This window comes from Curtobacterium sp. NPDC089689 (genome assembly GCF_044749145.1).
GTDB lineage: Bacteria > Actinomycetota > Actinomycetes > Actinomycetales > Microbacteriaceae > Curtobacterium.
The window spans coordinates 1479514-1498389 of the sequence record NZ_JBIVHJ010000001.1 but is presented as its reverse complement, the minus strand read 5'-3'; the positions used below and the strand labels follow the sequence as shown (position 1 = coordinate 1498389).

At 68.1% G+C, this 18876-nt stretch carries 31 protein-coding genes; 1 reads left to right on the top strand and 30 read right to left on the bottom strand.

From position 1 onward, the window contains the following. The 7 genes from ACIPYW_RS07335 to infA form a co-directional block, all read right to left on the bottom strand. Window positions 1–1122 carry an aromatic acid exporter family protein gene (locus ACIPYW_RS07335; RefSeq protein ID WP_400412213.1) on the bottom strand — a complete coding sequence of 374 codons (1122 nt, stop codon included), beginning with the start codon at window positions 1120–1122 and terminating at the stop codon, window positions 1–3. Window positions 1123–1355: 233 nt separating this feature from the next. Further along, a complete protein-coding gene (gene rplQ / locus ACIPYW_RS07330; RefSeq protein WP_400412211.1) occupies window positions 1356–1946 on the bottom strand; it encodes a 50S ribosomal protein L17 in 591 nt (196 codons plus the stop codon). A 63-nt stretch (window positions 1947–2009) separates the two neighbouring features. Beyond that, window positions 2010–3005 carry a DNA-directed RNA polymerase subunit alpha gene (locus tag ACIPYW_RS07325; RefSeq protein WP_400412208.1) on the bottom strand — a complete coding sequence of 332 codons (996 nt, stop codon included), beginning with the start codon at window positions 3003–3005 and terminating at the stop codon, window positions 2010–2012. A gap of 205 nt (window positions 3006–3210) precedes the next feature. Continuing rightward, window positions 3211–3609, bottom strand: coding sequence for a 30S ribosomal protein S11 (gene rpsK / locus ACIPYW_RS07320; protein WP_017885507.1), 399 nt, complete (start codon window positions 3607–3609; stop codon window positions 3211–3213). A gap of 9 nt (window positions 3610–3618) precedes the next feature. Further along, the gene (gene rpsM / locus ACIPYW_RS07315; protein WP_058725393.1) at window positions 3619–3993 is read right to left on the bottom strand and encodes a 30S ribosomal protein S13; all 375 of its coding nucleotides are present in this window, start codon (window positions 3991–3993) and stop codon (window positions 3619–3621) included. 139 nt (window positions 3994–4132) lie between these two features. After that, entirely contained in the window at window positions 4133–4249 is a 117-nt protein-coding gene (rpmJ, locus tag ACIPYW_RS07310; protein ID WP_022903266.1) for a 50S ribosomal protein L36, read from the bottom strand. Window positions 4250–4319: 70 nt separating this feature from the next. Then, a complete protein-coding gene (infA, locus tag ACIPYW_RS07305) occupies window positions 4320–4541 on the bottom strand; it encodes a translation initiation factor IF-1 (RefSeq protein ID WP_017885509.1) in 222 nt (73 codons plus the stop codon). Between the two features lie 264 nt (window positions 4542–4805). On the opposite strand from infA, the gene ACIPYW_RS07300 reads away from it, so the two are divergent. After that, window positions 4806–6113, top strand: a complete 1308-nt coding sequence (locus ACIPYW_RS07300) for an LCP family protein (RefSeq protein ID WP_400412206.1) — start codon at window positions 4806–4808, stop codon at window positions 6111–6113. A 108-nt stretch (window positions 6114–6221) separates the two neighbouring features. Here the strand turns inward: ACIPYW_RS07300 and map are convergent, their stop codons facing one another. From map to rpsJ, 23 genes are all read right to left on the bottom strand, one after another. Next, the gene (gene map / locus ACIPYW_RS07295; protein WP_400412203.1) at window positions 6222–7055 is read right to left on the bottom strand and encodes a type I methionyl aminopeptidase; all 834 of its coding nucleotides are present in this window, start codon (window positions 7053–7055) and stop codon (window positions 6222–6224) included. Between the two features lie 6 nt (window positions 7056–7061). Further along, window positions 7062–7652: an adenylate kinase gene (locus ACIPYW_RS07290; RefSeq protein ID WP_400412200.1), complete on the bottom strand. Its 591-nt coding sequence runs from the start codon at window positions 7650–7652 to the stop codon at window positions 7062–7064. Beyond that, window positions 7649–8971 (bottom strand): preprotein translocase subunit SecY, encoded by a 1323-nt coding sequence (gene secY, locus ACIPYW_RS07285; RefSeq protein ID WP_290133578.1) that lies wholly within the window; start codon window positions 8969–8971, stop codon window positions 7649–7651. Before secY ends, ACIPYW_RS07290 begins: the two co-directional genes overlap by 4 nt. A 147-nt stretch (window positions 8972–9118) precedes the next feature. Beyond that, a complete protein-coding gene (gene rplO / locus ACIPYW_RS07280) occupies window positions 9119–9583 on the bottom strand; it encodes a 50S ribosomal protein L15 (RefSeq protein ID WP_031273239.1) in 465 nt (154 codons plus the stop codon). Next, entirely contained in the window at window positions 9580–9765 is a 186-nt protein-coding gene (gene rpmD, locus ACIPYW_RS07275; RefSeq protein ID WP_083513518.1) for a 50S ribosomal protein L30, read from the bottom strand. Before rpmD ends, rplO begins: the two co-directional genes overlap by 4 nt. Then, the gene (gene rpsE, locus ACIPYW_RS07270) at window positions 9765–10496 is read right to left on the bottom strand and encodes a 30S ribosomal protein S5 (RefSeq protein ID WP_058725387.1); all 732 of its coding nucleotides are present in this window, start codon (window positions 10494–10496) and stop codon (window positions 9765–9767) included. Before rpsE ends, rpmD begins: the two co-directional genes overlap by 1 nt. Further along, the gene (rplR, locus tag ACIPYW_RS07265) at window positions 10493–10864 is read right to left on the bottom strand and encodes a 50S ribosomal protein L18 (RefSeq protein ID WP_058725386.1); all 372 of its coding nucleotides are present in this window, start codon (window positions 10862–10864) and stop codon (window positions 10493–10495) included. The genes rpsE and rplR overlap by 4 nt, the downstream gene beginning before the upstream one ends. Window positions 10865–10866: 2 nt before the next feature. Continuing rightward, window positions 10867–11403 (bottom strand): 50S ribosomal protein L6, encoded by a 537-nt coding sequence (gene rplF / locus ACIPYW_RS07260; protein ID WP_058725385.1) that lies wholly within the window; start codon window positions 11401–11403, stop codon window positions 10867–10869. A 6-nt stretch (window positions 11404–11409) separates the two neighbouring features. Continuing rightward, window positions 11410–11808, bottom strand: coding sequence for a 30S ribosomal protein S8 (rpsH, locus tag ACIPYW_RS07255; protein WP_058725384.1), 399 nt, complete (start codon window positions 11806–11808; stop codon window positions 11410–11412). Between the two features lie 150 nt (window positions 11809–11958). Continuing rightward, complete coding sequence (rplE, locus tag ACIPYW_RS07250; protein WP_058725383.1) at window positions 11959–12549, bottom strand: 50S ribosomal protein L5; 591 nt, start codon at window positions 12547–12549, stop codon at window positions 11959–11961. Continuing rightward, the gene (gene rplX / locus ACIPYW_RS07245; protein ID WP_058725382.1) at window positions 12549–12908 is read right to left on the bottom strand and encodes a 50S ribosomal protein L24; all 360 of its coding nucleotides are present in this window, start codon (window positions 12906–12908) and stop codon (window positions 12549–12551) included. Before rplX ends, rplE begins: the two co-directional genes overlap by 1 nt. A 3-nt stretch (window positions 12909–12911) precedes the next feature. Next, window positions 12912–13280 (bottom strand): 50S ribosomal protein L14, encoded by a 369-nt coding sequence (rplN, locus tag ACIPYW_RS07240; RefSeq protein ID WP_017885523.1) that lies wholly within the window; start codon window positions 13278–13280, stop codon window positions 12912–12914. Window positions 13281–13311: 31 nt separating this feature from the next. Beyond that, window positions 13312–13596, bottom strand: coding sequence for a 30S ribosomal protein S17 (gene rpsQ, locus ACIPYW_RS07235; protein ID WP_022903277.1), 285 nt, complete (start codon window positions 13594–13596; stop codon window positions 13312–13314). Beyond that, window positions 13596–13916, bottom strand: a complete 321-nt coding sequence (gene rpmC / locus ACIPYW_RS07230; protein WP_290133577.1) for a 50S ribosomal protein L29 — start codon at window positions 13914–13916, stop codon at window positions 13596–13598. Before rpmC ends, rpsQ begins: the two co-directional genes overlap by 1 nt. Then, complete coding sequence (gene rplP, locus ACIPYW_RS07225; RefSeq protein WP_022903279.1) at window positions 13916–14335, bottom strand: 50S ribosomal protein L16; 420 nt, start codon at window positions 14333–14335, stop codon at window positions 13916–13918. Before rplP ends, rpmC begins: the two co-directional genes overlap by 1 nt. Before the next feature lie 2 nt (window positions 14336–14337). Then, window positions 14338–15135 (bottom strand): 30S ribosomal protein S3, encoded by a 798-nt coding sequence (rpsC, locus tag ACIPYW_RS07220; protein ID WP_022903280.1) that lies wholly within the window; start codon window positions 15133–15135, stop codon window positions 14338–14340. Continuing rightward, window positions 15135–15527, bottom strand: coding sequence for a 50S ribosomal protein L22 (gene rplV / locus ACIPYW_RS07215; protein WP_058725380.1), 393 nt, complete (start codon window positions 15525–15527; stop codon window positions 15135–15137). Before rplV ends, rpsC begins: the two co-directional genes overlap by 1 nt. A gap of 25 nt (window positions 15528–15552) precedes the next feature. Next, complete coding sequence (gene rpsS / locus ACIPYW_RS07210) at window positions 15553–15834, bottom strand: 30S ribosomal protein S19 (protein WP_017885529.1); 282 nt, start codon at window positions 15832–15834, stop codon at window positions 15553–15555. Between the two features lie 11 nt (window positions 15835–15845). Continuing rightward, window positions 15846–16685, bottom strand: coding sequence for a 50S ribosomal protein L2 (gene rplB / locus ACIPYW_RS07205; RefSeq protein ID WP_022903282.1), 840 nt, complete (start codon window positions 16683–16685; stop codon window positions 15846–15848). Between the two features lie 18 nt (window positions 16686–16703). Further along, window positions 16704–17003: a 50S ribosomal protein L23 gene (gene rplW / locus ACIPYW_RS07200; protein WP_022903283.1), complete on the bottom strand. Its 300-nt coding sequence runs from the start codon at window positions 17001–17003 to the stop codon at window positions 16704–16706. Next, window positions 17000–17659, bottom strand: coding sequence for a 50S ribosomal protein L4 (rplD, locus tag ACIPYW_RS07195; protein ID WP_290133576.1), 660 nt, complete (start codon window positions 17657–17659; stop codon window positions 17000–17002). The genes rplW and rplD overlap by 4 nt, the downstream gene beginning before the upstream one ends. Window positions 17660–17661: 2 nt before the next feature. Beyond that, window positions 17662–18315 carry a 50S ribosomal protein L3 gene (rplC, locus tag ACIPYW_RS07190; protein WP_058725377.1) on the bottom strand — a complete coding sequence of 218 codons (654 nt, stop codon included), beginning with the start codon at window positions 18313–18315 and terminating at the stop codon, window positions 17662–17664. 12 nt (window positions 18316–18327) lie between these two features. After that, window positions 18328–18636, bottom strand: a complete 309-nt coding sequence (gene rpsJ / locus ACIPYW_RS07185) for a 30S ribosomal protein S10 (protein ID WP_022903286.1) — start codon at window positions 18634–18636, stop codon at window positions 18328–18330. Window positions 18637–18876 lie beyond the last annotated feature (240 nt).

The following is an 18876-nucleotide window of genomic DNA, read 5'->3' as shown; positions in this document are numbered from 1 at the left end:
TCACCGCCCGGTCTGCTTCTTCCCGAACGGTCCGGTCTGGGTGTCGACGTCCTCCGTGGCCCGCTTCTCCGACTCGATCACCCCGCGCAGCGCCACGATGGCACTCGCCGTGACCGTCACCTGCGACGGGTTCGAGCGGCTCGCGTCGAGCGCCGCCTCGAGGGTCACCACGGCCTCGTCCCCCTCCTCGGCCGGGCAGTCGCCGCGGACCACGCACGCCACCTGGCGCAACGCGGCAGCGAACGGCTCGGCGAACGCGGGGTCGGGGCGTCCGATGTTGTCGGCGACCGGACCCGAGCGCGCGACGAGCTCGGTGAGGTCCGTCGTGTACCAGGCAGCACGTTCGACCGCACGGAACCGGGCACCGTCCGACTGCAGGCGCGCCCGGGAACCACGGAGCGCACCACGCGGGTTCATCCGCCGGCTCTCCTGTGCGGTGGCGACCCGGTCCCGCACGTCCGCGATGGCCTTGTCGAGCCGCTCCTGCTGCCGGTCCCACGCGGCGGTGTCGGGCTCACCGTCCACGAGCACGTCCGCCAGGTCGTCGAGCTGCTGCGCGAGCACCGCGTTCACCTGGTCGATGCGGCGCTCCGCGTCCCAGAAGTGCAGCGGCGGGAACACCGCGAAGTTCACGGCGAGGCCGATCGTGATCCCGATGGCCATCTGCACGATGTACGCGAACGAGTAGCCCTCCGCGTTGCCGCCGCCCACGAGCAGCACGAAGAGCGCGGCCATCGGCACCCAGGAGTACCCCTCGCCGAGGATCCGGAACCCGCTCACGAGGACACCGATGCCGACCACGAGGGCGACCGCGATCACGCCGGGGTCGCCGACGAGCATGGTCACCCAGGCGATGACGATCCCGAGCGTGATGCCCACGAGCGTCTGCACGCCCGAACGGATGCCGGCGAACACGGTCGTCCGCATGGCGACGATCGCGCCGAGCGGCGCGTAGTAGGGGTACTCGGCGGCGACGCCCGGGGCGTACTTGGCGAGGACCCACGCGATGGTCGCGGCCAGGGCCGCCTTCGCGGCGAGCAGCAGGCGCGGCTGGGTGCCGGAGTCGCGGCTCCAGCGCCAGATGCGCCGTCCGGCGCCGGTGATGCGTTCTGCTCGTGCCATGGCGTCGGTGAGGTTACGTGGGTGCGCCTGTGAGCCGTGGCCGTCCGGTCCGTCGTGCGCGGCGACGGCCGGGAGGCCCGTGGCGGGCCGGCACCGCGCCTCCCGTCCGTCGCGCGGTCGCGTCCCGACCCGCTGCCCGGCACCGGACACGAGGGGACCGGGCGCGAGGAGGCCGGACACGAGGAAGCCCCCGCGACGTGCGTCGCGGGGGCTTCCTCGTGTGGTGCTGGTGACTACTTGGCGTCGTCGGCCTTCGTGTCGTCCGCCTTGGCGGCAGCGTCGTCCTCGACCTCGGCGGCGGCTTCGGTCTCGGTCTCGGCCTCGGCCTCGACCGGCGCGGACTCCTCGGTGGTCTCGGTCGCCTCGACCGGGCCCTCTTCGGTGGTCTCGTCAGCGGCCGGCTCCTCGACCGGGGCGGCGGCGGCCGGAGCCGCGTCGCGCTTCACCGGGGCGGGCTTGCCCGACACCGGCTCGAGGACGAGCTCGATCGACGCGAGGGGAGCGTTGTCGCCCTTGCGGAAACCGAGCTTCGTGATGCGGGTGTAGCCGCCCTGACGGTCCTCGACCTGCGGGGCGATCTCGGTGAACAGCGTGTGCACGACGGACTTGTCGCGCAGGATGCTGATAACGCGACGACGGGCGTGCAGGTCGCCGCGCTTCGCGAACGTGATGAGCCGCTCGGCGACCGGGCGGAGGCGCTTGGCCTTCGTCTCGGTCGTGGTGATGCGGCCGTGCGTGAAGAGGGCGTTGGCGAGGTTGCTCAGGAGCAGGCGCTCGTGGGCGGGACCGCCACCGAGGCGGGGGCCCTTGGTGGGCTTCGGCATGTCAGTTCTCCAGTGGTGATGGTGGTGCGTGCTGACTCAGCACGCGTGCGCTCGCGCGCGAGGTCAGTTGCTGGACTCGTCCTCGTCGTACCCGCTGTAGAAGTGGGCGCCGTCGAATCCGGGGACGGTGTCCTTGAGGGACAGGCCGAGCTCGGTGAGCTTGTCCTTGACCTCGTCCACCGACTTCTGACCGAAGTTGCGGATGTTCATGAGCTGCGTCTCCGAGAGGGCGACGAGCTCGGACACCGTGTTGATGCCCTCCCGCTTGAGGCAGTTGTAGCTGCGGACCGACAGGTCGAGGTCCTCGATGGGGGTCTGCAGCTCGTTCGAGAGCACCGCGTCGACCGGCGCGGGGCCGATCTCGATGCCCTCGGCCGCCGTGTTCAGCTCGCGGGCGAGACCGAACAGCTCGACCAGGGTGCGGCCGGCCGAGGCGATGGCGTCGCGCGGCGAGATCGCCGGCTTCGTCTCGACGTCGACGACCAGGCGGTCGAAGTCCGTGCGCTCACCGGCACGCGTCGCCTCGACGCGGTAGGTGACCTTGAGGACCGGCGAGTAGATCGAGTCGATCGGGATCTGACCGGCCTCGGAGAACTCCGAGCGGTTCTGCGTCGCCGACACGTAGCCGCGGCCACGCTCGATCGTGAGCTCGAGCTCGAACCGCGCGGTGTCGTTCAGGGTCGCGATGACGAGGTCCGGGTTGTGGATCTCGACGCCGGCCGGGGCGGAGATGTCCGCCGCGGTGACCTGACCGGCACCCTGCTTGCGCAGGTACGCGGTGATCGGCTCGTCGTGCTCGCTGGAGACGACGAGGCTCTTGATGTTGAGGATGATCTCGGTGACGTCTTCCTTGACACCGGGCACGGTGCTGAACTCGTGGAGGACGCCGTCGATGCGGATGCTGGTGACGGCCGCGCCGGGGATCGAGGAGAGGAGCGTGCGGCGCAGCGAGTTGCCGAGGGTGTAACCGAAGCCCGGCTCGAGCGGCTCGATGACGAAGCGCGAGCGGTGCTCGGAGATCGACTCCTCGGTCAGGGTGGGGCGCTGTGCAATGAGCACTGTGGGATTCCTTTCGGCGGAGTGTCCGCTATATGACACTCGGCGGTACGACGGGGCCGACCGGGCCCCGACGGGTCTGTTGAGTTGTGATCACGCGCACCGACGGCCGCGAACGGCTCGTCGTGCGCGATCGAACGACCAGGAATGGCCGGCCCCGCTCGCCCCGGTCAGGGAACGAGCGGGGAACGGCCGGTTGCTCCTCGCGTCAGACGCGGCGACGCTTCGGCGGGCGGCACCCGTTGTGCGCCTGCGGCGTGACGTCGTTGATCGAACCGACCTCGAGGCCGGCGGCCTGGAGGGAACGGATCGCGGTCTCGCGGCCCGAACCCGGACCCTTCACGAAGACGTCGACCTTCTTGACGCCGTGCTCCTGCGCCTGACGCGCGGCGGACTCGGCGGCGAGCTGCGCCGCGAACGGCGTCGACTTGCGCGAACCCTTGAAGCCGACGGCACCCGAGGACGCCCAGCTGAGGACGGCACCCGACGGGTCGGTGATGCTGACGATCGTGTTGTTGAACGTGCTCTTGATGTGGGCCTGGCCCACGGCGACGTTCTTCTTCTCCTTGCGACGCGGCTTGCGCGCGGCAGTCTTGGGGGTAGCCATGATGATCTCCTATCGGGCCTTCTTCTTGCCTGCCACGGTGCGCTTCGGTCCCTTGCGGGTACGCGCGTTGGTCTTGGTGCGCTGACCGCGCACCGGGAGACCACGACGGTGGCGGAGACCCTCGTAGCTACCGATCTCGACCTTGCGGCGGATGTCGGCGGCGACCTCGCGGCGGAGGTCACCCTCCACCTTGAAGTTGCCCTCGATGTAGTCGCGGAGGGCGACGAGCTGGTCGTCGGTGAGGTCCTTGACGCGGATGTCGCCGGAGATGCCGGTCTCGGCCAGGGCCTGGACGGACCGGGTACGGCCGACGCCGTAGATGTACGTGAGTGCGATCTCCACGCGCTTCTCGCGCGGGATGTCGACGCCTGCTAGACGTGCCATGTGCTGGCTGCTCCTGTGGTTGGTGGAGGTGTGGCGCAGTACCGGTGCCCGGGCCTCCGCCCCGAGGTGTCCCCCGCTGCCGGAGCCGCGGGTTCTGGTACTGCGTGTTCGGTGTTGAGTTGTGGGTCCTGCTGGGAGCTCAGCCCTGGCGCTGCTTGTGGCGCGGGTTGCTCTTGCAGATCACCATGACGCGACCCTTCCGGCGGATCACTCGGCAGTGCTCGCAGATGGGCTTGACGCTGGGGTTGACCTTCATGGTTGGTTCCTCGTGCTCGCTGGCTTCGTGCTCGGCGGGTTCGCCGGGCCGTTCCTTTCCAGCTCGCGGATCACTTGTAGCGGTAGACGATCCGGCCGCGGGTCAGGTCGTACGGGCTCAGCTCCACGATCACGCGGTCCTCGGGGAGGATGCGGATGTAGTGCTGGCGCATCTTCCCGGAGATGTGCGCGAGGACCTTGTGTCCGTTGGTCAGCTCAACGCGGAACATCGCGTTGGGCAGAGCTTCGAGCACCGAGCCCTCGATCTCGATGACGCCGTCTTTCTTGGCCATAGCCTCACTGTCGCTTGGTTGGATTACCGGTGTGATCCCCGAGCCGGTCTGCGGGTCGGGCGCCACGCCCGGAGGGCATGACACACCAAAGATCGATCCTACGTGTTCGACGCCGGATTGCCAAGTGCGCGCGGCCCCGGCCCCTCGACCTGGGGCTTCCCGGACCGAGCCTGAACGTTCCACAGTGGTTGCCTGGCCCGTTCTGGGCCGTCTCGAGTGCACCGGCCGTACCGTGTCACGGCAGCCCACCGAACGGAGAGAACCGTGCCGAAGACCCGCGGCCCCCTGGCCCGCCACGGACGCCTGCCCCGTCGTCGCGCCTGGGCGTCGGCCCTCGGCATCGTCGCCTCCGTCCTGGCGGTCGCCCTCGTCAGCGGCACCAGCGTCGCCGCGATCGCCGGTGGGACACTCGCCACGAAGCCGAAGACCGTCGCGCTCAGCAAGGACGACCAGCAGGTCGCGGACACCGCCGACATCACCGCGATGCCCGGTGGCGCGAACATCCTGCTCATCGGCAGCGACACCCGCGTCGGCCAGTTCGACTCGGACGAGGACGTGCAGGGCGCCCGGAACGACGTCACGATCCTCGTGCACATCTCGCAGGACCACCAGCAGTTGACCGCCGTGAGCTTCCCGCGCGACCTCATGGTGCCGATCCCGGCGTGCAGCAACCCCGCCACCGGGACGACGTACCCGGCATCGACCTCGGCGCAGTTCAACACCGCACTCGGCAACGGCGGGGTCTCCTGCGTCGTCGACACCGTGGAGAACCTCACCGGACTCCGCATCCCCTACGCCGGACTCATCACCTTCGACGGCGTCATCTCGATGTCCAACGCGCTCGGCGGCGTCGACGTCTGCGTGGCCCAGCCGATCAACGACACCTACACCGGGCTGCACCTCACGGCCGGCGAGCACACGCTCCAGGGCTCCGACGCGCTCGCGTTCCTCCGCACCCGCCACGGCGTCGGTGACGGCAGCGACCTCGCCCGCATCAGCTCGCAGCAGGTGTTCCTCTCGGCGCTGCTCCGGAAGATCACCTCGGGCGACACCCTGTCCGACCCGGTCACGCTCTACCGCCTCGCGACGGCGGCCCTGCAGAACATGACGCTCTCCGACGGCCTCGCGAAGGCCCGGAGCCTCGTCGGTCTCGCCACCACCCTCCGAGGCATGAGCACGTCGAACATGCTCTTCGTGCAGTACCCGGTCGTGGACGACCCCGCGGACACCGCTCGGGTGATCGTGTCGCAGGAAGCAGCACACGTCCTCAACGTCGCGCTGCAGACCGATCAGCGGACGTCGCTCTCCGACTCGACCACCGGACGCGCGTCCGAGGAGTCGTCGAGTGCGGGGAAGTCGTCGGGCGGCTCCTCGGGATCGACGGGCAGCGCGTCGCCGGGGACGTCGTCGTCCTCGAGCGGAGCGTCGTCCTCCGGCGGGACGTCCTCCTCCGGCGGAACGCCGTCCGCGGCGGCCACGTCGTCGGCGACGCCGACGGCCACCGCGACGCCGCTGCCGTCCTCGATCACCGGACAGAACGCCGACGAACAGACCTGCTCCGTCGGCAACTGAACCGACGGGGCGGGGACGAGCCGCGCCTCCAGACCGGTCTCGTCGCGACCCGCTGACGGGCGGCACCGTCGCGACCCGCTGACAGGCGGTACCGCCTGGAGGCCCGTCCTACGGGATCGGGACCGGCGTCACGCCCAGCGGGGCCAGGCCCGCAGCGCCGCCGTCGGCGGCGGTGGTGACCCAGATGCCGTCGGCGTGCACCGCGACGCTGTGCTCCCAGTGCGCGGCGTCCGAACCGTCCAGCGTCCGAACCGTCCAGTCGTCGTCGTCGGTCGAGCTGTCGATCGTCCCCGCGGTCACCATCGGCTCGATCGCGACGACCAGGCCGGGCTTCACCGCCGGACCAGCGCCGCGTACCCGGTAGTTGAAGACCGGTGGGTCCTCGTGCATGGACCGTCCGATGCCGTGCCCCGTGTAGTCCTCGACGATGCCCCAGGCGCCGGTGTCCTCGATCGCGTCCTCGACTGCGGCGCCGACCTCGTTGAGGTGCTTCGCCGAGGCGAGGGCGGCGATCCCGTGCCACAACGACCGTTCGGTCGTGTCGCAGAGCTTCTGCCGCGCCTCGGACAGCGCAGCGTCGCCGCCGGGGACGACGATCGTGAAGGCGCTGTCGCCGTTCCACCCGTCGACCTCGGCACCCGCGTCCACCGACACGATGTCGCCGGGCTGCACCAACCGGTCACCCGGGATGCCGTGGACGACCTCGTCGTTCACGGAGACGCACAGGGTGTGCCGGTAGCCAGGGACGAGCTGGAAGTTCGGCACGCCACCACCGTCGCGGATGGTCCGCTCGGCGATCGCGTCGAGTTCACCGGTCGTGATGCCGGGGCGGATCGCGGCGCGTACCGCGTCGAGCGCCTGGGCCGTGAGCAGCCCCGGACGCACCATCGCGCGGAGCTCCTCCGGCGTCTTGTAGACGGAGGGCTTGCGGAAGCGGACCACTTCGGGTCAGACGCCCGCGGTCAGCCCGCGCGACGCGAGCGCCGACTGGATGCGGTCGCCGACCTCGTCGATGCCACCGAGGCCGTCGACGTCGAGCACGAGCCCACGCTCGGCGTAGGCGCCGACGATCGGGGCGGTCTGCTCGACGTAGACCTCCTGCCGACGACGGATCGTCTCCTCGTTGTCGTCGCTGCGGCCCTGGTCCTCCGCGCGCTTGAGGAGCCGACCGACAAGTTCGTCCTGGTCCGCGACGAGCTGCACGACGGCGTCGAGCTGGGTGCCCTGCTCGGTCAGCAGCGCGTCGAGGTACGCGACCTGGTTCAGCGTGCGGGGGTAGCCGTCGAGCAGGAAACCGTGCTCGGCGTCCGACTCGGCCAGCCGCGACTTCACGAGTTCGTTCGTCAGCTCGTCCGGCACGTACTCGCCGGCGTCCATCAGCTTCTTCGCCTCGATGCCGAGCGGAGTGCCCTCGGCGACGTTCTTGCGGAAGATGTCGCCTGTCGAGATCGCCGGGACACCGAAGGCCTCGGCGATGCGGCCGGCCTGCGTGCCCTTCCCGGCTCCGGGAGGTCCGACGATGATGAGACGTGCGCTCAACGGAGAAGCCCTTCGTAGTGACGTTGCTGGAGCTGGGAGTCGATCTGCTTCACGGTCTCGAGGCCGACACCCACGATGATGAGGATGCTGGCGCCACCGAACGGGAAGTTCTGGTTCGCACCGAAGAACGCGAGGGCGCCCAGCGGGATGAGTGCGATCAGACCGAGGTAGAGCGAACCGGGCAACGTCACCCGGGTCAGGACGTAGTCGAGGTACTCGGCGGTGGGGCGTCCGGCACGGATGCCCGGGATGAAGCCGCCGTACTTCTTCATGTTGTCGGCGACCTCTTCGGGGTTGAAGGTGATCGCGACGTAGAAGTAGGTGAACCCGACGATGAGCAGGAAGTACAGGACCATGTAGAACCAGTTGTCACCCGAGGTCAGGTTGCTCTGGATCCAGGTCACCCACGCGGCCGGCGCGGAGCCGTCCGAGGGCTGGTTGAACTGCGCGACGAGGGCCGGCAGGTACAGCAGGGACGAGGCGAAGATGACGGGCACGACGCCGGCCATGTTCACCTTGATCGGGATGTAGGTGTTGTTGCCGCCGAACGTCCGACGCCCGACCATGCGCTTGGCGTACTGGACCGGGATGCGCCGCTGCGACTGCTCCACGAAGACGACGGCCATCATGATGACCAGGCCGACGAGGATCACGAACAGGAACAGCTCGAAGCCGTTCGACTGCTCGATCGCCCAGAGCGCCGACGGGAACTGCGCTGCGATCGACGTGAAGATGAGCAGCGACATGCCGTTGCCGATGCCGCGCTCGGTGACGAGCTCGCCCATCCACATGATGAGGCCGGTGCCGGCGGTCAGGGTGATGACCATCAGCATGATCGCGTACCAGCTGTCGTTCGAGATGATCGACGAGCAGGAGGCCGACGCGTTCGTGCCGAACAGGGCACCCGAGCGGGCGACGGTGATCAGGGTGGTGGACTGCAGGACACCGAGCGCGATGGTGAGGTAGCGCGTGTACTGCGTCAGCTTGGCCTGACCGGACTGGCCCTCCTTGTAGAGGGCGTCGAAGTGCGGGATGACCACGCGCAGGAGCTGCACGATGATCGACGACGTGATGTACGGCATGATGCCGAGCGCGAAGACGGAGAGCTTCAGCAGCGCGCCGCCGGAGAAGAGGTTGATCAGGTCGTAGAGACCCTGCTGCGAGGACGCGCTGGCGAGGCAGCTCTGCACGGACGCGTAGTCGACGAACGGGGCGGGGATGTACGACCCCAGGCGGAAGAGCGCGATGATCGCGAGGGTGAAGCCGATCTTCTTGCGAAGGTCTGGGGTGCGCATGATGCGCGCGACCGCTCTGAACACGAGGACTCCGAACTTCTGGGACCGGGGCCGTCGAACGCGACCGTTCCGGTGTCGGTCGGCAGGGCCGACCAGGCCGACGGACGTCGGCCACTGTCAAGGAAACCGTAACGGCGGCCCGTGCGCAAACGCACGGGCCGCCGACGGAGGTTACTGGGAGACGGTGCCGCCAGCAGCCGCGATCTTCTCGGCGGCGGACGCCGAGACCTTGTCGACCGAGACCGTGAGCTTCACGTTGATGTCGCCCTGACCGAGAACCTTGACCTTCTCGTTCTTGCGGACGGCGCCCTTGGCGACCAGGTCCGCGACGGTGACGTCGCCACCGTTCGGGTAGAGCTCCGCGATCTTGTCCAGGTTCACGACCTGGTACTCGACACGGAACGGGTTCTTGAACCCGCGGAGCTTCGGGGTGCGCATGTGCAGCGGCATCTGCCCACCCTCGAAGCCGACCTTGACCTGGTACCGAGCCTTCTGACCCTTGGTACCGCGGCCGGCGGTCTTGCCCTTCGAGCCCTCACCGCGACCCACACGGGTGCGGTCCTTCTTCGCACCGGTGGCCGGGCGGAGGTGGTGCAGCTTCAGGACCTGCACGCGCTCGTTCTTCTCGTCGCTCATGCGTCGACCTCCTCGACCTTCACGAGGTGCGCGACCGTCGCGACGTACCCGCGGTTCTGGGAGTTGTCCTCACGCTCGACCGTCTGGCCGATGCGCTTGAGACCCAGGCTGCGGAGCGTGTCGCGCTGGTACTGCTTCTCGCTGATAACGGACTTCGTCTGCGTGATCTTCAGCGTCGCCATCACGCACCTGCCTTCTCGGACGCGGCACGCGCTGCGGCGGCCTCGGCACGCAGCAGACGGGCCGGGACGACCGCGTCGACGTCGAGGCCACGGCGGACTGCGACCGCGCGGGGCTCCTCGAGCTGCTGCAGCGCCTCGACGGTCGCGTGCACGATGTTGATGGTGTTCGACGAGCCGAGCGACTTGCTCAGGACGTCGTGGATGCCGGCGCACTCGAGCACGGCGCGGACCGGACCACCGGCGATGACACCGGTACCGGCAGCGGCCGGACGCAGGAGCACGACACCGGCAGCGGCCTCACCCTGCACCGGGTGCGGGATGGTGTTGCCGACGCGCGGGACGCGGAAGAAGTTCTTCTTCGCCTCTTCGACGCCCTTGGAGATCGCCGTCGGGACCTCCTTGGCCTTGCCGTAGCCGACGCCCACGAGGCCGTTGCCGTCACCCACGACGACGAGCGCCGTGAAGCTGAAGCGACGACCACCCTTGACGACCTTCGAGACGCGGTTGATGGTCACCACGCGCTCGAGGAACTGGCTGTCGCCACCGCGGTTGTTGCGGTCGCGGCCCTGCTGACGGTCACGCCCGCCGCCACGACGGCCGCGCTGGTCGGCGGAGTCGCGGTTGTTCGACGCGGAGCCAGCGGCGGTCTCGACCGGACGCTCGGCCGTGGCCGCGGCCTCGGTCGTCGTCTCCTTGGCGGTGTTGCTGGTGGTGTTCGCGGTGTCGCTCACAGGTTCAGCCCTCCTTCACGGGCGCCATCGGCGATCGCGGCGACGCGACCGGCGTACTTGCTGCCACCACGGTCGAAGACCACGGCCTCGACGCCGGCGGCCTTCGCGCGCTCGGCGAGGAGCTCACCGACGCGACGGGCCTTGGCGGTCTTGTCGCCGTCGAACGAGCGGAGGTCGGCCTCCATCGTCGATGCGCTGGCGAGGGTGTGACCCTTCGCGTCGTCGATGACCTGCACGAACACGTGACGCGACGAACGCGTGACGGCCAGACGCGGGCGCGCCTCGGTGCCGGTGATCTTCTTGCGGAGTCGGTTGTGACGGCGCGCCTTGGCGGCCGACTTGCTCTTTCCTCGGATACCGAGAGCCATGATCACTTACCTGACTTTCCGGCCTTGCGGCGCACGATCTCGCCGGCGTAGCGGACACCCTTGCCCTTGTAGGGCTCGGGCTTGCGCAGCTTGCGGATGTTGGCGGCCACCTCGCCGACGGCCTGCTTGTCGATGCCGGTCACGGTGAGCTTGTTGTTGCCCTCGACGGCGAACGAGATGCCCGCGGGCGCCTCGACCGTGATCGGGTGGGAGTAGCCCAGCGCGAACTCGACGCTGGTGCCCTTCGCCTGCACGCGGTAACCGGTGCCGACGACCTCGAGGCCCTTGGAGTAGCCCTGGGTGACACCGACGATGTTGTTCGCGATCAGGGTGCGGGTCAGGCCGTGGAGCGAACGCGAGGAGCGCTCGTCGTCCGGACGGGTGACGAGGACCTGGTTCTCCTCGACCTTGGCCTGGATGGGCTCAGCGACGACGAGCGCGAGCTCGCCCTTCGGGCCCTTGACCGCCACGTTCTGGCCGTCGATGGAGACGGTCACGCCGGCGGGGATGTCGATGGGAAGACGTCCGATTCGAGACATTGTCGATCACCACACGTAGGCGAGGACTTCCCCACCCACGCCCTTCTGCTCGGCTTCGCGGTCGGTCAGGAGGCCGGACGACGTCGAGAGGATCGCCACGCCGAGGCCACCGAGGACCTGGGGGATCTCCGTCGACTTCGCGTAGACCCGGAGGCCCGGCTTCGAGACGCGCTTGATGCCGGCGATCGAGCGCTCGCGCTCGGGGCCGTACTTCAGGTCGATCGTGAGGGTCTGCCCGACGCGGGCGTCCTCGATCTTCCACTCGCTGATGTAACCCTCGCGCTTGAGGATCTCAGCGATGTTCTTCTTCAGCTTGGAGCTGGGAAGCGAGACGGCGTCGTGGTGCGCCGAGTTCGCGTTCCGCAATCTGGTCAGCATGTCTGCGACCGGATCGGTCATCGTCATGATGCGTATCCATTCTCGCCTGGTTTCGACACCCGTTCCACGAATGCCGACCTGAGCGATCGGGGTCCCCGGGCGGCTCCCGGAGACCTGTGTGTTCGTGCGTGCGGGCCGGAGGACGTGAATCCTCCGGCCCGCACCGCCCGAAGTATCTTAGACCGTCTGCTCGGCAGAACGGAACGGGAACCCGAGCTGCTTGAGCAGCGCGCGGCCCTCGTCGTCCGACTTCGCGGTGGTCACGACGGTGATGTCGAAGCCACGCACGCGGTCGATGCGGTCCTGGTCGATCTCGTGGAACACGGACTGCTCCGTGAGACCGAACGTGTAGTTGCCGTTCCCGTCGAACTGCTTGTCGCTGAGGCCGCGGAAGTCGCGGATGCGGGGCAGGGCGAGGGAGATCAGGCGGTCGAGGAACTCCCAGGCGCGGTCACCGCGGAGGGTGACGTGCGCACCGATCGCCTGACCCTCGCGCAGCTTGAACTGCGCGATGGACTTGCGAGCGATGTTGACCTGGGGCTTCTGACCCGTGATCGCCGTGAGGTCCTTGATGGCCCCCTCGATGATCTTCGAGTCACGAGCAGCCTCGCCGACGCCGGTGTTCACGACGACCTTGACCAGGCCGGGGACCTGGTTGACGTTCGCGTACCCGAACTGCTCGGTGAGGGCAGCCTTGATCTCGTTCTTGTACTTCTGCTTGAGGCGCGGCTCGACCTTGGTCGCCGGCGCGGCAGTCGTGTCGGTCATCAGAGCTTCTCACCCGACTTCTTGGCGTAGCGGACGCGGACGGTCTTCTTGACGCCGTCCTTCTCCACCTCTTCGGTACGGAAGCCGACGCGGGTCGGCTTCTTGGTCTTCGGGTCGACGATGGCGACGTTCGAGACGTGGATCGGAGCCTCGTGCTGCTCGATGCCACCGGTCTTCGAACCGCGCTGGGTCTGGCCGACGCGGACGTGCTTCGTGACGAAGTTCACGCCCTCGACGACGACGCGCTCCGAGTCAACGAGCACCTCGATGACCTTGCCCTGCTTGCCGCGGTCGCCGCCACGCTCCTGCGTGGCGCCCGTGATGACCTCGACGAGGTCACCCTTCTTGATGTTCGCCATGGCTTACAGCACCTCCGGCGCGAGCGAGATGATCTTCATGAACTTCTTGTCACGGAGCTCACGACCGACCGGACCGAAGATGCGCGTGCCGCGCGGGTCGCCGTCAGCCTTGAGGATCACTGCCGCGTTCTCGTCGAACTTGATGTAGGAGCCGTCCTGACGACGGGTCTCCTTCTTGGTGCGAACGATGACCGCCTTGACGACGTCACCCTTCTTCACGTTGCCGCCGGGGATGGCGTCCTTCACCGTGGCGACGATGACGTCACCGAGACCGGCGTAGCGACGGCCCGAGCCGCCGAGCACGCGGATGGTCAAGATCTCCTTGGCACCCGTGTTGTCGGCGACCTTCAGGCGGGATTCCTGCTGAATCACTGTTGTCTCCTGTTCCGAAGCAGGCGGGGGCCTACTTGGCCTTCTCGAGGATCTCGACCAGGCGCCAGCGCTTGGAGGCGCTGAGGGGACGGGTCTCGCTGATCACGACGAGGTCGCCGACACCAGCGGTGCCGAGCTCGTCGTGGGCCTTCACCTTGGACGTGCGGCGGATGATCTTGCCGTAGAGCGCGTGCTTCACGCGGTCCTCGACCTCGACCACGATGGTCTTGTCCATCTTGTCGCTCGTCACGTAGCCGCGGCGCGTCTTGCGGTAGCCGCGGGTCGAGGCGGCGGAGGTGTTCTCTTCGTTCGCCATCAGTTCTCCTCGGCGGTCTCGGCCTCGGTCGACTCGGCGGGCTTGTCAGCCTTCTTCGTCGACTTCTTGGCCTTCGGGGCGGTCTCGACGGGCGCGGGGGTGGCACGGATGCCGAGCTCGCGCTCGCGGAGGACGGTGTAGATGCGGGCGATGTCGCGCTTGACGGCACGAAGACGGCCGTGGCTCTCCAGCTGGCCGGTGGCCGACTGGAAGCGGAGGTTGAACAGCTCCTCCTTGGCCTTCTTCAGCTCGTCGGCGAGCCGCTCGTTCTCGAACGTGTCGAGCTCAGTCGGACGGAGCTCCTTGGAACCGATCGCCATTATGCGTCGCCCTCCTCGCGCTTGATGATGCGTGCCTTGAGGGGCAGCTTGTGGATTGCACGGGTCAACGCCTCGCGGGCGATGTCCTCGTTGACGCCGGAGAGCTCGAAGAGCACACGACCCGGCTTGACGTTGGCGACCCACCACTCGGGGGAACCCTTACCGGAACCCATGCGGGTCTCGGCCGGCTTCTTCGTGAGCGGACGGTCCGGGTAGATGTTGATCCAGACCTTGCCGCCACGCTTGATGTGACGGGTCATGGCGATACGAGCGGACTCGATCTGCCGGTTGGTCACGTACGCCGGGGTGAGCGCCTGGATACCGAAGTCGCCGAAGCTGACCTTGGTGCCACCGGTCGCCTGACCCGAACGCTTCGGGTGGTGCTGCTTGCGGTGCTTGACTCGACGGGGGATAAGCATGGTTACGCCTCAACTCCTGCGCCGGCCGGCGCGTCCTGCGGGGCCTGCTGCTGACGGCCGCCACGGTCGCCGCCACGACGGTCGCCGCGCTCGCCACGGGGGCCGCCACGACGCTCCGGGCGCGACGAACGCTGGTTCGCCTGCTCGCGAGCGAGCTCCTTGTTCGTGATGTCGCCCTTGTAGATCCAGACCTTCACGCCGATGCGGCCGAACGTGGTCCGGGCCTCGTAGAAGCCGTAGTCGATGTTCGCGCGGAGCGTGTGCAGGGGCACGCGGCCCTCGCGGTAGAACTCCGAGCGCGACATCTCGGCGCCGCCGAGACGACCCGACACCTGGATGCGGACACCCTTGGCGCCGGCGCGCTGTGCACCCTGCAGGCCCTTGCGCATGGCGCGGCGGAACGCGACACGGGCGGAGAGCTGCTCGGCGATGCCCTGCGCGACGAGCTGGGCCTCGGTCTCGGGGTTCTTGACCTCGAGGATGTTGAGCTGGATCTGCTTCTTGGTGAGCTTCTCGAGCTCACCGCGGACGCGCTCGGCCTCGGCGCCGCGACGACCGATGACGATGCCCGGACGCGCCGTGTGGATGTCCACGCGGACACGGTCACGGGTGCGCTCGAGCTCGATGCGGGCGACGCCGGCACGGTCGAGGGTCTTCTTCAGGTACTCGCGCACCTTGATGTCCTCGGCCACGTAGTCGGCGTAGCGCTGACCGGCCTTGGTGCTGTCGGTGAACCAGTGCGAGACGTGGTCCGTCGTGATCCCGAGACGGAAGCCGTACGGGTTGACCTTCTGGCCCATTACTTGCTCGCCTTCTTGCTCGTCGCGGCGGCCTCAGCCTCTTCCGGCGTCGCGAGGACGACCGTGATGTGGCTGGTGCGCTTGTTGATGCGGAAGGCGCGGCCCTGGGCACGCGGCTGGAACCGCTTCAGGGTCGTGCCCTCGTCGACGAAGACGCGGCTCACGTAGAGGTCGCGCTCGTCGAGGAAGCTGTTCGTCGAGTCCGCCTTCACCCGGGCGTTCGCGATCGCCGAGGCGACCAGCTTGTACACGGGCTCCGAAGCGGCCTGCGGCGCGAACTTCAGGATGGCGAGCGCCTCGTGGGCCTGCTTGCCGCGGATCAGCTCGATGACGCGACGGGCCTTCTGAGGCGTGACGCGGATGTGTCGCACGCGTGCGATCGACTCCACCATTTCGTTCCTCCTCTGCGTCCCCGCGTTAGCGGCGACGGCCCTTCTTGTCGTCCTTCACGTGACCACGGAAGGTGCGGGTCGGCGCGAACTCGCCGAGCTTGTGACCGACCATCGACTCGGTGACGAACACCGGGATGTGCTTGCGGCCGTCGTGCACGGCGATCGTGTGCCCGAGCATGTTCGGGACGATCATCGAGCGACGCGACCAGGTGCGGATCACGTTCTTGGTGTTGGCCTCGTTCTGCGTGACGACCTTGCGGAGCAGGTGCTCGTCGACGAAGGGGCCCTTCTTCAGACTGCGTGGCATCTTCTGAACTCCTACTTGCGCTTCTTGCCGGCGTTACGGCGACGGACGATGAGCTTGTCGCTCGGCTTGTTCGGCTTGCGCGTCCGGCCCTCGGCCTGACCCCACGGGCTGACCGGGTGACGACCACCGGAGGTCTTGCCCTCACCACCACCGTGCGGGTGGTCGACCGGGTTCATGGCGACACCACGCACGGTCGGGCGGACGCCCTTCCAGCGCATGCGGCCGGCCTTGCCCCAGTTGATGTTGGACTGCTCGGCGTTGCCGACCTCGCCGATGGTGGCGCGGCAGCGGGCGTCGACGTTGCGGACCTCGCCCGACGGCAGGCGGAGCTGCGCGTAGGGGCCGTCCTTGGCGACGAGACGCACCGAGGCACCGGCGGAACGGGCCATCTTCGCGCCGCCACCGGGGCGGAGCTCGATCGCGTGGATCACGGTACCGACGGGGATGTTGCGCAGCGGCAGGTTGTTGCCGGGCTTGATGTCGGCGCCCGGGCCCTGCTCGACGACGTCGCCCTGCTTGAGCTTGTTCGGCGCGATGATGTACCGCTTCGTGCCGTCCACGTAGTGCAGGAGCGCGATGCGCGCGGTGCGGTTCGGGTCGTACTCGATGTGTGCGACCTTGGCGTCGACGCCGTCCTTGTCGTGACGACGGAAGTCGATCACGCGGTACTGGCGCTTGTGGCCACCACCGATGTGACGGGTCGTGATGCGGCCGGAGCTGTTGCGCCCACCGGTCTTCGGCAGCGGACGAAGCAGCGACTTCTCCGGCGTCGAACGGGTGATCTCGGCGAAGTCGGCGACCGACGAGCCGCGACGACCGGGGGTCGTCGGCTTGTAGTTACGAATAGCCATGATTTATCCCTCTGGTCCTCAGCCGACAGCCGTGAAGATGTCGATCGAACCGGACTTGAGCGTCACGATGGCGCGCTTGGTGTCCTTGCGCTTGCCCATGCCGAAACGCGTGCGACGGGTCTTGCCCGGACGGTTCAGCGTGTTGATGCTCGCGACCTTGACGTCGAAGATCTTCTCGATGGCGAGCTTGATCTCGGTCTTGTTCGAACGGGGGTCCACGATGAACGTGTACTTGCCCTGGTCGATCAGGCCGTAGCTCTTCTCCGAGACGACCGGCGAGATGATGATGTCGCGCGGGTCCTTGTTGAAGCCGCTCATGCGGAGACCTCCTTCGCGGACTTCGACGCGATGAAGGCGTCGAGTGCGCTCTTGCTGAAGACGAGGGCGTCGGACTTGAGCACGTCGTAGGCGTTGAGCTGGCCGTACGAGAGTGCGTGGACACCCGGCAGGTTGCGGATCGACTTGAGCGTGAGCTCGTCGTCCTGCTCGAGCACGACGAGCACGTTCTTGACGGGCGCGACCTTCTCGAGGAGCGTGCGGGCGGTCTTGGTCGACGGCACCTCGGCCGGGACGAAGGACTCCACCGCGGAGATGCGGCCACCGCGGGCGCGGTCCGAGAGCGAGCCGAGCAGAGCAGCGGCGATCATCTTCTTCGGGGTGCGCTGCGAGTAGTCGCGCGGGGTCGGTCCGTGGACGACGCCACCGCCGGTGTGCTCCGGAGCGCGGACCGAACCCTGACGGGAGCGGCCGGTGCCCTTCTGCTTGAACGGCTTGCGACCGGCACCGCGGACCTCGCCGCGGTTCTTGGTCTTGTGGGTGCCCTGACGCGCGGCGGCGAGCTGCGCGGTGACGACCTGGTGGATCAGCGGGACGTTGGTCTCGACGTCGAAGAGCGCGGCGGGCAGCTCGATGCTGCCGGCGACGGCCCCGGTCGCGTCGAGGACGTCGATCGTGGTTGCGGTCTCGGTGGCCATGATCACTTACCCTTCACGGCGGTGCGGACGAAGACGGAGCGGCCACGAGCACCGGGGACGGCGCCCTTGACGAGCAGCAGACCCTTCTCGGCGTCGACGGCGTGCACCGTGAGGTTGAGGACGGTCACGCGCTCGCCACCCATGCGACCGGCCATGCGCATGCCCTTGAAGACACGCGACGGGGTCGACGAGGCGCCGATCGAACCGGGCTTGCGGTGGTTGCGGTGCGCACCGTGCGATGCGGAGACGCCGGCGAAGCCGTGGCGCTTCATGACACCGGCGAAGCCCTTGCCCTTGGAGGTACCGACGACGTCGACCTTCTGGCCCGCCTCGAACGTGTCGACGGTGAGCTCCTGGCCGAGCGTGTACTCAGCGGAGTCGTTGGTACGGATCTCGGTGAGGGTGCGACGCGGGGTCACGCCTGCGGCCTCGAAGTGGCCGGCGGTCGGCTTGTTGACCTTGCGCGGGTCGATGGCGCCGGCGGCGATCTGGATCGCCTCGTAGCCGTCGCGCTCGACGTTGCGGATCTGGGTGACCACGTTCGGGCCGACCTCGATCACGGTCACGGGGATGAACTTGTTGTTCTCATCCCACACCTGGGTCATCCCGAGCTTCTTGCCGAGGAGGCCCTTGACGGTCTTGGTGGAGTTCGCCATTGGTCAGCCCCCTTACAGCTTGATCTCGATGTTGACGTCGGCCGGGAGGTCGAGTCGCATGAGCGAGTCGACGGCCTTCGGCGTCGGGTCGACGATGTCGATGACCCGCTTGTGCGTGCGCTTCTCGAAGTGCTCGCGCGAGTCCTTGTACTTGTGGGGAGAACGGATCACGGTGACCACGTTCTTCTCGGTGGGGAGCGGCACCGGGCCGACCACGGTCGCACCGGCACGGGTCACCGTGTCGACGATCTTCCGGGCCGACGTGTCGATGACCTCGTGGTCGTACGACTTGAGCCGGATGCGGATCTTCTGTCCCGCCATGTGTCTCTTTGTCCTCTCTGCGCCGCGCACCCTCTCGGGCCGCCTGACGCCGCCTGCACTCCGCATTCCTGCGGGCCAGGCCGTTTACCTGAACCAACCGGCCGCATCCACTGGGGATGACCGCTGTTCTCCTGTCAACCGCGCGGGCGACCTGGGCCGTCCAGCGTGGGCATGTCGCTTCCCCCACACTCCGGGCACAGCAGTGCTCGTCGTGCTTCGCGGGGGATTCGATCGTGTTCT

Coding starts and splice junctions, on each gene's coding strand:
- ACIPYW_RS07335 (WP_400412213.1), bottom strand. CDS start 1,122: ATGGCACGAGCAGAACGCATCACCGGCGCCGGACGGCGCATCTGGCGC.
- rplQ (WP_400412211.1), bottom strand. CDS start 1,946: ATGCCGAAGCCCACCAAGGGCCCCCGCCTCGGTGGCGGTCCCGCCCAC.
- rpsK (WP_017885507.1), bottom strand. CDS start 3,609: ATGGCTACCCCCAAGACTGCCGCGCGCAAGCCGCGTCGCAAGGAGAAG.
- rpsM (WP_058725393.1), bottom strand. CDS start 3,993: ATGGCACGTCTAGCAGGCGTCGACATCCCGCGCGAGAAGCGCGTGGAG.
- rpmJ (WP_022903266.1), bottom strand. CDS start 4,249: ATGAAGGTCAACCCCAGCGTCAAGCCCATCTGCGAGCACTGCCGAGTG.
- infA (WP_017885509.1), bottom strand. CDS start 4,541: ATGGCCAAGAAAGACGGCGTCATCGAGATCGAGGGCTCGGTGCTCGAA.
- rplO (WP_031273239.1), bottom strand. CDS start 9,583: ATGAGCGACGAGAAGAACGAGCGCGTGCAGGTCCTGAAGCTGCACCAC.
- rpmD (WP_083513518.1), bottom strand. CDS start 9,765: ATGGCGACGCTGAAGATCACGCAGACGAAGTCCGTTATCAGCGAGAAG.
- rplR (WP_058725386.1), bottom strand. CDS start 10,864: ATGGCTCTCGGTATCCGAGGAAAGAGCAAGTCGGCCGCCAAGGCGCGC.
- rplF (WP_058725385.1), bottom strand. CDS start 11,403: ATGTCTCGAATCGGACGTCTTCCCATCGACATCCCCGCCGGCGTGACC.
- rpsH (WP_058725384.1), bottom strand. CDS start 11,808: ATGACGATGACCGATCCGGTCGCAGACATGCTGACCAGATTGCGGAAC.
- rplE (WP_058725383.1), bottom strand. CDS start 12,549: ATGACCGACACGACTGCCGCGCCGGCGACCAAGGTCGAGCCGCGCCTC.
- rplX (WP_058725382.1), bottom strand. CDS start 12,908: ATGGCGAACATCAAGAAGGGTGACCTCGTCGAGGTCATCACGGGCGCC.
- rpsQ (WP_022903277.1), bottom strand. CDS start 13,596: ATGGCGAACGAAGAGAACACCTCCGCCGCCTCGACCCGCGGCTACCGC.
- rpmC (WP_290133577.1), bottom strand. CDS start 13,916: ATGGCGATCGGTTCCAAGGAGCTCCGTCCGACTGAGCTCGACACGTTC.
- rplP (WP_022903279.1), bottom strand. CDS start 14,335: ATGCTTATCCCCCGTCGAGTCAAGCACCGCAAGCAGCACCACCCGAAG.
- rpsC (WP_022903280.1), bottom strand. CDS start 15,135: ATGGGCCAGAAGGTCAACCCGTACGGCTTCCGTCTCGGGATCACGACG.
- rplV (WP_058725380.1), bottom strand. CDS start 15,527: ATGGTGGAGTCGATCGCACGCGTGCGACACATCCGCGTCACGCCTCAG.
- rpsS (WP_017885529.1), bottom strand. CDS start 15,834: ATGCCACGCAGTCTGAAGAAGGGCCCCTTCGTCGACGAGCACCTGCTC.
- rplB (WP_022903282.1), bottom strand. CDS start 16,685: ATGGCTATTCGTAACTACAAGCCGACGACCCCCGGTCGTCGCGGCTCG.
- rplW (WP_022903283.1), bottom strand. CDS start 17,003: ATGAGCGGCTTCAACAAGGACCCGCGCGACATCATCATCTCGCCGGTC.
- rplD (WP_290133576.1), bottom strand. CDS start 17,659: ATGGCCACCGAGACCGCAACCACGATCGACGTCCTCGACGCGACCGGG.
- rplC (WP_058725377.1), bottom strand. CDS start 18,315: ATGGCGAACTCCACCAAGACCGTCAAGGGCCTCCTCGGCAAGAAGCTC.
- rpsJ (WP_022903286.1), bottom strand. CDS start 18,636: ATGGCGGGACAGAAGATCCGCATCCGGCTCAAGTCGTACGACCACGAG.